Origin of the sequence: Pseudomonas sp. DY-1 (assembly GCF_003626975.1) — a bacterium.
GTDB lineage: Bacteria > Pseudomonadota > Gammaproteobacteria > Pseudomonadales > Pseudomonadaceae > Metapseudomonas.
Map to the genome: position 1 here is coordinate 4,728,161 of NZ_CP032616.1, position 13,635 is coordinate 4,741,795.

Genomic DNA, 13,635 nt, shown 5'->3' on the forward strand with positions numbered 1-13,635 from the left:
TGGAGCTTGCGGCTTGTCGCTTGAGGCTTGAAGCTGCCTTTATGAAGATTCTCATCGTAGGACCCTCCTGGGTCGGCGACATGGTGATGGCGCAGACACTCTTCCAGTGCCTGAAAGCCCGCCATCCCGACTGTCAGATCGACGTGTTGGCCCCTGAGTGGAGCCGGCCCATCCTCGAGCGCATGCCTGAAGTGCGCCAGGCCCTGAGCTTCCCGATTGGCCACGGTGTGCTGGATATCGCCAGCCGGCGCAAGATCGGCAAATCCCTGGTGGGGCAGTATGACCAGGCGATCCTCCTGCCGAACTCGCTGAAGTCGGCCCTGGTGCCCTGGTTCGCCGACATTCCCAAGCGCACTGGCTGGAAGGGCGAGATGCGCTACGGCCTGCTGAACGACATTCGTACGCTCGACAAGTCTCGCTACCCGCTGATGATCGAGCGTTTCATGGCCCTGGCCTTCGAGCCCGACGTCGAGCTGCCCAAGCCCTATCCGCGCCCTTCGCTGCGGATCGATCCGGTCAGCCGCGACGCGGCACTGGCCAAGTTCGGCCTTGGCCTGGATCGCCCGGTGCTGGCGCTCTGCCCGGGGGCGGAGTTCGGCGAAGCGAAGCGCTGGCCCGCCGAGCACTACGCCAAGGTGGCTGAGCTGAAGATCCGCGCCGGATGGCAAGTCTGGCTGTTCGGCTCGAAGAACGACCACCCGGGCGGCGAAGACATCCGCATGCGCCTGATCCCAGGTCTGCGTGAGGAGGCGGTGAATCTCTCTGGTGAAACCAGTCTGGCGGAAGCCATCGACCTGCTCTCCTGCGCCAGCGCCGTGGTGTCCAATGACTCCGGGCTGATGCACGTGGCTGCTGCACTCGCGCGTCCGTTGGTGGCGGTTTACGGCTCGACCTCGCCGCAGTTCACACCGCCTCTGGCCGAGCAGGTGGAGATCGTCCGACTTGGTCTGGAATGCAGTCCCTGCTTCGAACGAACCTGCCGCTTCGGCCACTACAACTGCCTGCGCGAGCTCAAGCCGCGTCCGGTGATCGAAGCCCTGGACCGCCTGGTGCCGGACCCGCTCGAACTGGTGGAGAGTCGCTGAGTGCGGGTACTACTGATCAAGACTTCTTCACTGGGCGATGTCATCCACACCCTGCCGGCACTGACCGATGCTGCTCGTGCTATTCCCGGCATCCAGTTCGATTGGGTTGTCGAGGAAGGTTTTGCCGAGATCCCGGCCTGGCACCCGGCCGTGGCCCACGTCATCCCGGTGGCCGTTCGGCGCTGGCGAAAGAACATCTGGCAGACGCTCAGGAGCGGCGAGTGGCGTCGCTTCAAGCGCCGCCTGCGGGAAACCCGCTACGACCTGGTGATCGATGCTCAGGGCCTGCTGAAAAGTGCCTTGCTGACGCGCTATACCAAAGCCCCTGTGGTTGGCTTGGATCGCGATTCTGCCCGTGAGCCGCTGGCCAGCCACTTCTATGACCGTCGCTATCCTGTGGCCTGGGGGCAGCACGCCGTCGAGCGCGTGCGCCAGCTGTTCGCGCAGGCCCTGGACTACCGCGTACCGGAAGGTGTGGGCAATTACGGCTTGAACCGTTCGCAGCTCGCTGACGCTCCAGATGGTTCGCCCTATCTGCTGTTCCTCCATGGCACCACCTGGGAAACCAAGCACTGGCCAGAGAAGTACTGGCGCGAGCTCGCCGAGCGCACCTGCGATCATGGCTGGCATGTGCGCCTTCCGTGGGGTAACCAGGCGGAAAAGGCCCGCGCCGAACGCATCGCCGAAGGCTTGGAAAAGGCCGCAGTGCTCCCCAGATTATCCCTGGCGGGAATGGCCAAGGTGGTAGCCGGGGCCCGCGCATGTGTGGCGGTGGACACTGGTCTCGGGCACCTTGCCGCTGCGCTGGATGTGCCGACCCTGTCGCTCTACGGTCCGACCAATCCCGGCTTCACCGGCGCCTATGGACGGTCGCAGATCCACTTGGGCAGCGACTTCCCTTGTGCGCCCTGCCTGAAGAAGACCTGTGTCTACAAGCCGACGGCGGAGGATATTCGCCTGTTCGACCTGAAGCGCGAACAGCCGCTATGTTTTACCCGGCTGAATCCGCAGCGTGTGGCGACCCAGCTGGAAGCCCTGCTGCTGACCGAGGATATCCACTGATGCAATTGGCATTCGTGCTCTACAAGTACTTCCCCTTCGGTGGCCTGCAGCGCGACTTCATGCGTATCGCCCTGGAGTGCCAGCGCCGTGGGCATGCCGTTCGCGTCTATACGATGATCTGGGAAGGCGATATCCCGGACGGTTTCGAGGTTCTGATCGCGCCGGTCAAGGCGTTGTTCAACCACAAGCGCAATGAGAAATTCACCGCCTGGGTCGAGGCTGATCTGGCTCGGCGTCCGGTGGACCGGGTGATCGGCTTCAACAAGATGCCTGGGCTGGACGTCTACTATGCCGCCGACCCCTGTTTCGAGGACAAGGCGCAGAACCTGCGCAATGGCCTCTACCGCCGCTGGGGCCGCTACAAGCATTTCTCCGACTACGAGCGCGCGGTGTTCGCCCCCGAATCGAAGACTGAAGTGCTGATGATCTCCGAGGTACAGCAACCGCTGTTCGTCAAGCATTACGCCACTCCGGCCGGGCGTTTCCATCTGCTCCCGCCGGGCATCGCCGCTGACCGCCGTGCTCCGGCCAACGCCGCGGAAATCCGCGCCGAGTTCCGTCGTGAGTTCAAACTGGGCGACAACGACCTGCTACTGGTGCAGATCGGTTCGGGCTTCAAGACCAAGGGCCTGGATCGCAGTCTCAAGGCCGTAGCCGCGCTGCCACGCGAGCTGAAGAAGCGTACTCGCCTGATCGTCATCGGCCAGGATGATCCCAAGCCCTTCCTGCTGCAGATGAAGACCCTGGGAATTTCCGACCAGGTGGACATCCTCAAGGGGCGCAGCGATATCCCGCGTTTCCTGCTGGGCGCCGACCTGCTGATCCATCCGGCCTACAACGAGAACACCGGCACCGTGCTGCTGGAAGCCCTGGTCGCCGGTCTGCCGGTGCTGGTTACCGACGTCTGCGGCTACGCCCACTACATTGCCGAGGCCGACAGCGGCCGCGTGCTGCCCGGCCCCTTCGATCAGGAGGCGCTCAACCAGTTGCTCGCCGATATGCTCGCCGACCAGGCCGCCCGTGCGCACTGGAGCGACAGCGGCCTGGCCTTCGCCGACAGCGCCGACCTCTACAGCATGCCGCAGCGCGCAGCGGACGTTATCCTCGCGGAGCGCCCATGAAGCTTGTCCTCAAACCTCCCTTCGAGCGCCTCTGGGCCGGGCGTGATGCCTTTGACGAGGTTGAAGCGCTCAAGGGCGAGGTCTATCGCGAGCTGGAAGGCCGCCGCACGCTGCGCACCGAGGTGAATGGCGAGGGCTTCTTCGTCAAGATTCACCGTGGCATCGGCTGGGGCGAAATTATCAAGAACCTGGTCACAGCGAAGGCCCCGGTACTCGGCGCCGGCCAGGAGTGGGCGGCCATCCAGCGGCTGCATGAGGCCGGCGTACCGACCATGACCGCCGTGGCGTTCGGCGAGCGTGGTGGCAACCCGGCGCGCCAGCACTCGTTCATCGTCACCGAAGAGCTGGCGCCCACCATCAGCCTTGAAGACTACTGTGTCGACTGGCCGCGAAATCCGCCGCCCGTGCGACTGAAGTGGGCGCTCATCGACGAGGTGGCGCGCATGACCGGGACCATGCACCGTGCCGGGGTCAATCACCGCGACTGCTATATCTGCCACTTCCTGCTGCACACCGCCCGTCCGGTCACGGCCGACGAATTCAAGCTGTCGCTGATCGACCTGCATCGCGCACAGACCCGTGTGGCAACGCCCCGGCGCTGGCGTAACAAGGACCTGGCCGGGTTGTATTTCTCGGCGCTGAACATCGGCCTGACCCGACGCGACAAGCTGCGTTTCCTCAAGACCTATTTTCGCCAGCCATTGCGCCAGGTGCTGAAGGATGAAGCCGTCCTGCTGTCCTGGCTCGAGCAGAAGGCCGCGCGCCTGCTCTCGCGCTATGAACGAAAGTACGCCGAGGGAGGACAGGCGTGAGCCAATGGAAACTGGCTGAGGGGCTGGATGCCGACGTCGCCGAGCTGTTCGCTGACCTCGACAAGGTGTTCGCTCTGGAAGGCGACTGGATCACGGGCGACCCGTTATCCGAAGTGCTGCGGGTGGAACACCGTGGAGTGCGCTACTACGTCAAACGCTACTGGGCCGCGGGCAAGGGGCTGCGTCGCTGGCTGGGCCGGCCGCGGGTCAAGGCCGAGTGGCAGAACCTCAAGTACTTCGCCAAGTGGGGTATTCCGACCGCTCCCGTCGTGGGCTGGGGACAGGAGCGCCGCGCTGGTGCTTTCCACCGTGGTGCGCTGATCACCCAGGAGCTCAAGGGTACGGTCGACATGGCGGAGCTGGCCAAGCAGGGCGATCCGCGCCTGGCCGATCCGCGCTGGGTTGACCGTGTCAGCCGGCAACTGGCCAAGGCTACTCGCTGCCTGCATGACCACGGCTTCGCCCACAACGACCTGAAGTGGCGCAACCTGTTGGTCGATGAAACAGGCGAACTTTTCCTGATCGACTGCCCGACTGGCACCTTCTGGTGGGGGCCTTTCCTGCACTACCGGGTCATCAAGGACCTCGCTTGTCTGGACAAGGTTGCCAAGTACCACCTGAGCCGCAGCCAGCGCCTGCGTTTCTACCTGCAGTACCAGGATCGACCGGGCCTGGAACGCAACGACAAGCGCCGGATACGGCAGATTCTCAAGTTCTTCGAGGGACGCGAATGAGCGACTTCATCGCAGCGGCCGATCGCGAGATCCTCGCCCGCCATGGCCTGGACAGCTTCGACTCGCTCTGGGCGCTGCGCCTGGAGGCGGTGGATGCGCCCAACACCGGCCGCGGAGGTTGGAGCAGCGTGTTCCGCCTGGATCTCGGCGATGCCGCCTACTATCTGAAGCGGCAGAGCAACTTTCTCAGCCGAAGCGTGCTGCGACCTTTTGGCGAACCCACCTTCGCCCGCGAATTCCGCAATATCCGCCGTTACCAGGACCTGGGCGTTCCGGCTCTGCAGGCGGCCTTTTTCGGTACCCGCCAGATCGATGGCGAGCGCCGCGCGATCCTGGTGTCCCGCGCTCTGGACGGCTGGCGTGAGCTTGCCAGTTACCTCGAGCTGTGGGGCGGGATGGCCGCCGTTCAGCGTGCGACCCTCCTCGCCGCTGTAGCCATTCTGGCGCGGCGTCTACACAGCGCCGGCCAGGTGCATGGCTGCTTCTATCCCAAGCATGTCTTCCTGCGGGAAACCCAGGACGGGTTCGAGGCCTGCCTGATCGACCTGGAAAAGACCCGTCCGCTATTGCTGGGTCGTCGGGATCGCGTCAAGGACCTGGAAGCCCTGGTTCGCCGGGCTGACGCCTGGGGGGAGGCCGAGGTGCGCGAGCTGCTGGCGGGCTATCTGGAACGTCCGCGGGATTCGGCCGAGGTCAGCGATTGGTTGGCTCGTCTCGCCAGACGCCGTCGCAATAAGGAACGCGAGCGATGACTCTTGCGGAACTGGCCCGGGCAGGACGCAGCCCGAAACTTCCCATTCGCCTCGACGTAGCTGGCGGTCTGGAGCTGCAGAGCCTGCTGCGGGTGCTGCCCGGGCAGCGCTATGTGGGCGTGGCGGTGTGGCAAGGACGCAGGGTGCTGGCCAAGCTGCTGGTCGGCGGCAAGGCCGAGCGGCACTTCCATCGTGAGCTCTCAGGTGCCCGCGCGCTGCATGAGCACGGCATCGATACCCCGGAGCTTCTGAGCGAGGGGCATCAAGCGGGGCAGGGCGGCTGGCTGCTGTTCGAGTACCTGGAGTCGGCGGAGAGCCTTTGGGATGCCTGGCGCGAGGTCGAGCGTGACGCGCCGCTGTCCGACGGTCAGCAGGCCGTGCTGGGCGAGGCACTTGGCGCCATCGCCCGGTTGCATCTGGCCGGGCTCGCCCAGGAAGACCTGCACCTCGACAATCTGTTGCGCCATGGTGGAAAGCTGCAGGTGATCGATGGTGGCGGCATCCGCGCCGAAACACCCGGCAGTCCGCTTCCACGGGATAAGGTCATGGCCAACCTGGGTGTGTTCTTCGCCCAGCTGCCGGCGGAGCTGGACCCGTTCCTGGAGGAGTTGCTGGTGCAGTACCTGCTGGTCAATGGCGAACATGCCTTGCCGCTGGAGGCGCTGGAAAAGGAAATTGCCCGGATGCGGCAATGGCGTCTTGGCGACTATATGAAGAAGATCGCTCGCGATTGCAGCCTGTTCAGTGTCGTTCGCGGTGCATTCGGCCTGCGCGCGGTTCGTCGGGAGACAGAAGCAGGGCTCGAAAGGCTGCTGCAGGCGCCGGACGCCGCGCTTGAGCAAGGGCGCTCGCTGAAGCAAGGGGCTACTGCCACGGTGGCGGAAGTCCAGATCGACGGACGCAAACTGCTGGTCAAGCGTTACAACATCAAGGGCCTGCTGCACTGGTTGACGCGCTTCTGGCGCCCGAGTCGCGCCTGGCACAGCTGGCGCGAGGGTAACCGTCTGGAGTTCCTTGGCATCGCCACGCCACGTCCGCTGGCTGTGCTCGAGCGGCGTTTTCTCTGGCTGCGCGGCCGGGCCTACCTGATTACCGAATATCTCTCCGGGCAAGATATAATCGCCCGTTTTCGACCCTATCTGGACAATCCTGATGGGGCTGGTGCTCCACCGGAAGCCGAGCTGCAAGCTCTCGACCGACTGTTCGCTACGCTTATCCGCGAGCGCATCAGTCACGGCGACTTCAAGGGCTACAACCTGTTCTGGCAGGACGGCCGCTGGACCCTGATCGATCTCGATGCCGTGTACCAGCATCGTAGCGAGCGCAGCTTCGCCAGGGCCTATGCTCGCGACCGCGCGCGCTTCCTGCGGAACTGGCCGGCCGAGTCGGCACTGCACCAGCTACTGGATCAACGTTTACCGCAGGTGCCGGGCACCTGCCCTGAAAGAGGCTAACCCCGTGGCATTGACGATTCTCGGCCTTTCCGGCGCTCTCAGCCATGATCCATCCGCCGCGCTCTACATCGACGGCAAACTTATCGCGGCCGCCGAAGAAGAGCGCTTCGTGCGCGACAAGCACGCGAAGAATCGCATGCCCTACGAGTCGGCCAAGTTCTGCCTGGAGCAGGCCGGTATCAAGCCCTCCGACGTCGACGTCGTGGCCATTCCCTTCGCGCCCATCAGTCTTTTCGGCAAGGCCCGCTGGCACTACGCCAAGCGTTACTGGTACGCCCCGGATCGTGCGCTGGACGCCATCCTCATGGGCAACCGCCGCTACAAGCGCTACCGCAAGAAGATCGTCTGGTGCCTGGAGCAACTGGGCTTCGATGCGAAGAAGGTGAAAATCGAGCCGGTGGAGCATCACCTGGCCCACGCCTCAAGCGCCTACCACTGCTCGGGATTCAAGGAAAAGACCGCAATCCTCGGCATCGATGGCAAGGGTGAGTACGCCACCACCTTCTTCGGCTGGGGTGAGAACGGCAAGATCCACAAGATCAAGGAATTCTTCGATCCGGATTCCCTGGGCGGCCTGTATGGCGCAATCACCGAGTATCTCGGCTTCGAGATGCTCGATGGCGAATTCAAGGTCATGGGCATGGCGCCCTACGGCGACGCCGCCAAGTACGACTTCTCGCGTCTGGCCAAGTTCGAGAATGGCGAGCTGATCATCAACACCGACTACGCCAACGTCATCGGTTTCCGCCGCTACAAGGAAAACGGCAAGGGCTATTACTTCTCGCCCAAGCTGATCGAGTGGCTGGGTCCGAAGCGCCAGGGCGACATCGCCGATGACCCCTACATCCACTACGCCGCCAGCATGCAGGCACTGTTCGAGAAGCTGGCGCTGGAGATGATGGATTACTACCTAGGCGACATCATCCGCCAGACCGGCAAGATCGCCTTCGCCGGTGGTTGCGCGCTGAACGTCAAGCTGAACCAGAAGATCATCGCCCGTCCGGAGGTGAAGGAGCTGTTCGTCCAGCCCGCGTCCGGCGATGCCGGTACCTCGGTGGGCGCCGCTGCCTACGTCTCGGTCAAGCGCGGCGTGCCGGTCGAGAAGATGGAACACGTCTACCTCGGCCCATCCTTCAGCAACGAAGACGTCATCGCCGCCTGCGCAAAGCATCCGCAGAAACCAGTGTTCAAGCGCATCGAGAACACGCCGCAGCGCATCGCGAAGATCATGGTCGACGGCAACCCTGTCGCCTGGTTCCAGGGCCGCATGGAGTTCGGCCCGCGCGCCCTCGGCGGCCGTTCCATCATCGGTTGCCCGAGTGCGGTCGGCGTGGCCGACCGCATCAACGAGCAGATCAAGTTCCGTGAGCGCTGGCGCCCCTTCTGCCCGTCGATGCTGGACACCGTTGCGCCGCAGATGCTCAAGGTCGATCACCCGTCGCCCTTCATGACCTTCACCTTCGAAGTCAACGAAGAGTGGAAGACCCGCGTGGCCGAAGTGGTGCATGAGGATGGCACGTCCCGTGCCCAGGTCCTGGAACGTCGCCACAATCCCCGCTGGTATGACCTGATGAAGGAACTGGAAGTCCTTACCGGAAACGGCGTGTCCCTGAACACTTCGCTCAACCGTCGCGGCGAGCCGATGATCTGCTCGCCCACCGATGCGCTGAACATGTTCTACGGTTCGGACCTGCAGTACCTGATCATGGAAGACATCCTCGTCGTCAAGGAAGGCAAGGACTGGTATGACAATGTCGGCTAAGCCGCTGCTTAGCGTTGTCATCCCTACCTACAACTACGCGGGCGTGCTTCCGCGTGCCGTGGAGTCGGTGCTGGCCCAGGCCACCCCGGAGGTCGAACTCTGGGTCGTGGACGATGGCTCCACCGACGACACCCCGGCAGTCTTCACCGCCCTGAGCCTGCGCTACGGCGCCGCCTTCCAGGGCGTGCGCCAGGCCAACGCGGGGCCTTCCACAGCCCGCAACAACGGCGTGCAACTGGCCCAGGGACGCTACGTCCTGCTCCTCGACGCCGATGATGAATTGGCCCCCGGTGTCCTTCCGGGGCTTTGCGAGCGTCTGCGCCGCGAACCCGACGTCGGCCTCTGGCTGGCCGGCCATGTTGCCGTCCAGCCCGATGGTCGCGAGCGGGAGCACCCTGCCGACACCGTTCCCGGTGAGCCCGCGCAGCGACTCAAGGACTACCTGCTGGATAAGAAGATCGCCCTCGGCCACGGCTCCTGCGTGTTCCTCCGCGAGCTGCTGCTGGAACGGCCCTATCCCGAACACTTGCGCCACAGCGAGGACATTCCGGTCTTTGCCTATTGCCTGACGCAACGGCAAGTGGTGGTCCTCGACCTGATGCTGGCTCGCATCCACAAGCATCCCGGCAGCCTGCGCCACAACGCCGAAGCCGCTCGGAAGGTCGGCCTGGCTCTGGTGGACGAAGTCTTCCGCAAGCTCCCGCCCGGTCTGCAGTCGATCAAGCCCGCTTATCGCGCCCAGCGCTGCCTGTCGCTGTTCCGGACCTGCCTGCTGGCCGGCGACCAGAACGGTGCGCGCGAGTACTACCGCGAAGCGCTGCGCACGGATTGGCGTGTGCTGTTCAAACTGTCGTACAGCCGCAAGGCCCTGCGCCTCTGGCTGAAATCCAAGAAGAACCCGGTATGAGCCAGCGCCGTATCAAGGTTCTGCAACTGCAGAACTACTACAACGTCAATGCCTCCGATCTGGCCGAGCAGATCATCCAGGCCCTGCCGAGCGACCGCTACGAGGTCACTACCGCTTTCTTGCGAGGCCGTCCCGGTCCGGGCGAGCCGGTGAGCAAGGCTGAGCGCTCGATCTACTTCGGCTACAGCAAGTCAGCTGTCAGCGGCCTGCGCCTGCGTGCCCTCTGGGCCCTCTACCGGCATTGCCGATCCGAAGGTTATGACGCGGTGATCACTCATCGCTTCAAGCCGGTGAACATGCTGATGTTGCTCAATCGCTGGCTGGGCATTCGTGCGTGCGTCGGCGTTGCCCATGGTTTCGGTGAGTACGACCGTTCCTTCCGCTGCTGGGTGGCCCGCCAACTGATGACGCCAGCCTGGCGGCTCGTTGGGGTTTCTCGTGCGGTGCGCGATTACCTGATTAATGCTGGCGCGGGATTCACACCTGCCAATACCCGGCAGATCAATAATGCCATCGACATTTCCCGAGCCGAGAGCCTGCAACATCCGCGCGAAATGGCGCGCGAAATGCTTGGGCTGCCGGCAGATGCCTTCGTGTTCGGTGCAATTGGCCGCCTGGTGCCCGTGAAGGGACACATCCACCTGCTACGAGCGTTCGCCGAGATCAAGGCTGAATATCCCAATGCTCTGCTTGCGATCATCGGCGAGGGACGTGCGCGACCTGAGCTGGAGGCCGCAGTTGCCGAACTCGGCCTGCAAGACCGGGCACTGCTGCTGGGAGCCAAGGACGACGCGCTGCAATACGTGCGAGCCTTCGATGCTTTCGTCATGCCCTCCCTGAGCGAGGGATTGCCGCTGGCCCTGCTGGAGGGCATGAGCGGCCACTTGCCCGTTATCGGCTCGGACATTCCCAGTCTCAAGCCGATCCTGGAAGACTGTGGCGGTCGTATCGCTCCCGCCGGGCAGCACGTCGAACTTGCCGGGCATTTGCGCGACGTGCTGGCGTTGTCCGCGCAAGAGCGCGCCGCTGAAGGCGAACGCGCTTACCGGTATCTGTGCCGAGCCCATTCAATCGAAGATTTCCGCCGCCAGTACCGTGATCTACTGGTGGAGTTACTGGAAGGTAAGCGCAATGAGTGAATCGAAGGATCTGCCGCTGGTCAGCGTGATCATTTCCTCTTACAACCATGCCGACTACATCGTGGCCGCCATCGAAAGCGTCCTTGCCCAGACCTACCCAAATGTAGAGCTGCTGGTGGTGGACGACGGTTCCCGTGATGGCAGCGTCGAGCGCATTCGCCGGTTGCAGGAGGTTCACGGTTTCGATTTCGTGGCGCAGGCGAATCAGGGGCTTGCCCGCACTCTGAACGAGACCATCGCGCGCTCGAAGGGAAGCTTGATCGCACCTTTCGGGTCCGATGACATCATGCTGCCGGAGCGTTTGGCGATCCAGGTCGCTTACATGGAGGGTAAGCCGGAAGTAGGCATCTGCGCCGGCAACATCCAGCAAATCGATGCTGAAGGAAATCCCTTGTCCAAGCGGGACCGGGAGCGGCCGTTCCGCCGCCTCGACTTCGATGATGTCTTCACGTCCGCGAAGGATGGTGCCCCCGCCCCCACATTGTTGTTCAGGCGTGAAGCGCTGGAGGCGGTAGGTGGTTTCGACACCAGTATTCGCCTGGAGGATTTGCTGGTGGCGCTGAACATAACCCACGCGGGCTATTTCATCGATGTGCTTCCGGACGTACTGGCCAAGTACCGCGTACATGGCGCCAACACGTACAAGAACCGGAGCTTCATGATCGAGACGGTCATGCAGACCTACGCGCGATTCGCCGACCATCCTGCCTACCCGGAGGTCTGTGCGAACTTCATCAATTCGATGCTGCTCAAGTGCGCGCGCGACGACAAGCCGCTTGCGCGCGAATTGCTGCGCCAGCTTCCGCTGCGTCGCTGGAACGCCAAGACACTGCGAGCCTTGGGGCGATTGCTGCTCGGTTAGGGCAGGTTCAGGGTTGGATGCGGGAAAGGTCGCGGTCGAAGCGGGCCGCAGCGCTTTTTCCGCAGGTGGTGGAGTAGCCCCTTATCCACGCCGCACGATGCAGTTGCAGCAGCCAGTTGCTGTCTTCCTTGTAGCGCAGAATGTGCTGCAGGTTGCGTCGCCGCTTCCAGGGGGCAAGTGGGCGGTTCTCGATCTTCATATCCGAGAGATCGATCAGACCGAGTTCACCTTCCGGCAGCTTCAGCACATTGCCCAGATGCAGTGACCGGAAGTAGACACCCAGCTGGTGGAGCTGGCCGAGAAAGGCGCCGAATTGTTCCACATCCTTTTCCCGCGCTGAATCGTCGAGCGTGCGCCAGCGGTTGCGCAGCGTGTCTCCCGGTAGTGGTCGGTACTGGACGGCATTGAGCTTGCGGCCAGGAATCAGCATCAGCTCCTCGATCATCGGTGCGGCGATGCCGAGCTCTCGCAGTCGCTCCGCATTGCGGGCGAAGCGTCGGGCGGGTGGCGACCAGAGGGCAGAAGAGAGCAAGCGCTTGCGCCGGTAGAGCTTGAGGAAATCGCCATTCGAGAGGCGTGCCACCTTCAGGCCAAGACCATCTTCTTCAATGATATGGGCGCCGAGCAGCAGGGAGTCGAGCTGTGCTTCGCTCAGGATCTTCATTGCTTTTCCAGGGCTCGTTGGCTGATGGACAGTGCGGCGACCAGCGAGAGCGGAATCCAGATCAGGAACCAGCTCTCGTTGGGACGCGAGAGGAAGCTGCTGCCCTCGGTAAGGCCGGCGGCGAGTCCATAGATGACCAGGGCCGAAGCAATCTTGAAACCACCGTGCTGGCGTTGGCTGAAGCAGCGCCAGAGGCCGCAGCCGTACATCACCACCCAGAATAGAAGCCCGACAAGCCCCAGTTCGAGCATTACGGCGATCTCAACATTGTGCGGGTCGCTCATGCTCAGGCCGAGGCCCTCGGCATGGAAGGTGAAGCGACTGTCATAGCCGTAGCCAAGCCAGAGATGTTGTGCTGCCTGACCGAGCGCATTACTCCAGAGCTGCGGGCGGAAGGAGACCCCGCGCTGCAGTAGTAGATCTGGAAGTGTCAGGAAGCTCACCAAGGCAAGGACGCTTCCTGCAGCCATGAGATAGACGCTTCGGCGCGGTGCCATAATGAGCATCCAGATGCTCATTATGGCAAGCGCCATCAGCGGTGTGCGGGAGCCAGTTGCCATCAGGGCCGCCAGTAGTGGCAGGCATAGAAGTACCGAGATCCAGTCGCGACGGACGTCCCGCGTCAGCCACACGGCAATCCAGTAGGCGCAGAACATGCCGAATACGTGCGACGTCAGCAGTGAATTGCGCAGTGCTCCAACGCCAATTAGACGCCAGTCCGGTGGTGGGGCCGTGGCGTAGATGACCAAGTTGACTAGCGCGGCCAGTGATGCAACCGCGGCCCCCACTTTCAGTGCCTTGAGAAGCAGCTCTTGATCTTCCAGGGCAATCAACGTGCAGCCTGCAAAGAGCATGAATACGTACAGCGGGCGTTTGCCAAGCCCGCCGCGCTCAACGTCAGTTCCCGACCAGCTCAGGCTTAGCAGGAGCCAAGCGGCAAAGAGCAGGAAGGCAATCAGCATCGGCTCACGAGCCAGGGTACCCAGCTTGCGCGGGCGGTGGATGAGAGCCAGCAGCGCAGGGACGGCGACCATGCCGTAAAACACCTTGGTGTAGAGGCTGCCATTGGGCAACCAGAACAGCCCGGTGAGCAGTGCCAGGTATCCCAGCACGAGCCAGCGATTGATGATGAAGTGAGAGATCGAAGGCGCTGAAAGCCTGGGGAACATAGGAATGGACTGCACTGTGTGAACCGATGCTTCACGGCAAAAGGCCGGCATTTTAGCATCCGCGAATAGGGGTGGGTTCCTCTGTGATAAGCTTTGCAACCTTTCGACAAAG

The 13,635-nt window shown here is 63.1% G+C and carries 13 protein-coding genes; 11 read left to right on the forward strand and 2 right to left on the reverse strand.

All coding sequences use genetic code 11. The features are described 5' to 3' along the window. Positions 1-41 precede the first annotated feature (41 nt). The 11 genes from waaF to D6Z43_RS22280 are packed head-to-tail and all read left to right on the forward strand — an operon-like array spanning position 42 to position 11,690. The gene (gene waaF, locus D6Z43_RS22230; RefSeq protein WP_120654192.1) at positions 42-1,085 is read left to right on the forward strand and encodes a lipopolysaccharide heptosyltransferase II; all 1,044 of its coding nucleotides are present in this window, start codon (positions 42-44) and stop codon (positions 1,083-1,085) included. Then, a complete protein-coding gene (gene waaC, locus D6Z43_RS22235) occupies positions 1,086-2,147 on the forward strand; it encodes a lipopolysaccharide heptosyltransferase I (RefSeq protein ID WP_120654193.1) in 1,062 nt (353 codons plus the stop codon). It begins immediately after the preceding gene. Then, a complete protein-coding gene (locus D6Z43_RS22240; RefSeq protein WP_120654194.1) occupies positions 2,147-3,268 on the forward strand; it encodes a glycosyltransferase family 4 protein in 1,122 nt (373 codons plus the stop codon). Before waaC ends, D6Z43_RS22240 begins: the two co-directional genes overlap by 1 nt. Next, positions 3,265-4,080, forward strand: a complete 816-nt coding sequence (rfaP, locus tag D6Z43_RS22245) for a lipopolysaccharide core heptose(I) kinase RfaP (RefSeq protein WP_120654195.1) — start codon at positions 3,265-3,267, stop codon at positions 4,078-4,080. Before D6Z43_RS22240 ends, rfaP begins: the two co-directional genes overlap by 4 nt. Beyond that, positions 4,077-4,814 carry a lipopolysaccharide kinase InaA family protein gene (locus tag D6Z43_RS22250; protein WP_120654196.1) on the forward strand — a complete coding sequence of 246 codons (738 nt, stop codon included), beginning with the start codon at positions 4,077-4,079 and terminating at the stop codon, positions 4,812-4,814. The genes rfaP and D6Z43_RS22250 overlap by 4 nt, the downstream gene beginning before the upstream one ends. Beyond that, the gene (locus D6Z43_RS22255) at positions 4,811-5,566 is read left to right on the forward strand and encodes a lipopolysaccharide kinase InaA family protein (RefSeq protein ID WP_120654197.1); all 756 of its coding nucleotides are present in this window, start codon (positions 4,811-4,813) and stop codon (positions 5,564-5,566) included. Before D6Z43_RS22250 ends, D6Z43_RS22255 begins: the two co-directional genes overlap by 4 nt. After that, positions 5,563-7,020: a lipopolysaccharide kinase InaA family protein gene (locus D6Z43_RS22260; protein WP_120654198.1), complete on the forward strand. Its 1,458-nt coding sequence runs from the start codon at positions 5,563-5,565 to the stop codon at positions 7,018-7,020. The genes D6Z43_RS22255 and D6Z43_RS22260 overlap by 4 nt, the downstream gene beginning before the upstream one ends. Before the next feature lie 4 nt (positions 7,021-7,024). Then, the gene (locus D6Z43_RS22265; RefSeq protein WP_120654199.1) at positions 7,025-8,782 is read left to right on the forward strand and encodes a carbamoyltransferase; all 1,758 of its coding nucleotides are present in this window, start codon (positions 7,025-7,027) and stop codon (positions 8,780-8,782) included. Further along, positions 8,772-9,689, forward strand: coding sequence for a glycosyltransferase family 2 protein (locus D6Z43_RS22270; RefSeq protein ID WP_120654200.1), 918 nt, complete (start codon positions 8,772-8,774; stop codon positions 9,687-9,689). Before D6Z43_RS22265 ends, D6Z43_RS22270 begins: the two co-directional genes overlap by 11 nt. Next, the gene (locus tag D6Z43_RS22275) at positions 9,686-10,828 is read left to right on the forward strand and encodes a glycosyltransferase (protein ID WP_120654201.1); all 1,143 of its coding nucleotides are present in this window, start codon (positions 9,686-9,688) and stop codon (positions 10,826-10,828) included. Before D6Z43_RS22270 ends, D6Z43_RS22275 begins: the two co-directional genes overlap by 4 nt. Further along, positions 10,821-11,690, forward strand: a complete 870-nt coding sequence (locus tag D6Z43_RS22280) for a glycosyltransferase (protein ID WP_120654202.1) — start codon at positions 10,821-10,823, stop codon at positions 11,688-11,690. The genes D6Z43_RS22275 and D6Z43_RS22280 overlap by 8 nt, the downstream gene beginning before the upstream one ends. A gap of 7 nt (positions 11,691-11,697) precedes the next feature. Here D6Z43_RS22280 and D6Z43_RS28435 read toward each other — a convergent pair whose 3' ends face one another. Together D6Z43_RS28435 and D6Z43_RS28440 are read right to left on the reverse strand one after the other, a co-directional pair. Further along, complete coding sequence (locus D6Z43_RS28435) at positions 11,698-12,354, reverse strand: lipopolysaccharide kinase InaA family protein (RefSeq protein WP_256660900.1); 657 nt, start codon at positions 12,352-12,354, stop codon at positions 11,698-11,700. Beyond that, positions 12,351-13,574: an O-antigen ligase gene (locus D6Z43_RS28440; RefSeq protein ID WP_256660901.1), complete on the reverse strand. Its 1,224-nt coding sequence runs from the start codon at positions 13,572-13,574 to the stop codon at positions 12,351-12,353. Before D6Z43_RS28440 ends, D6Z43_RS28435 begins: the two co-directional genes overlap by 4 nt. Between the last annotated feature and the right edge of the window lie 61 nt (positions 13,575-13,635).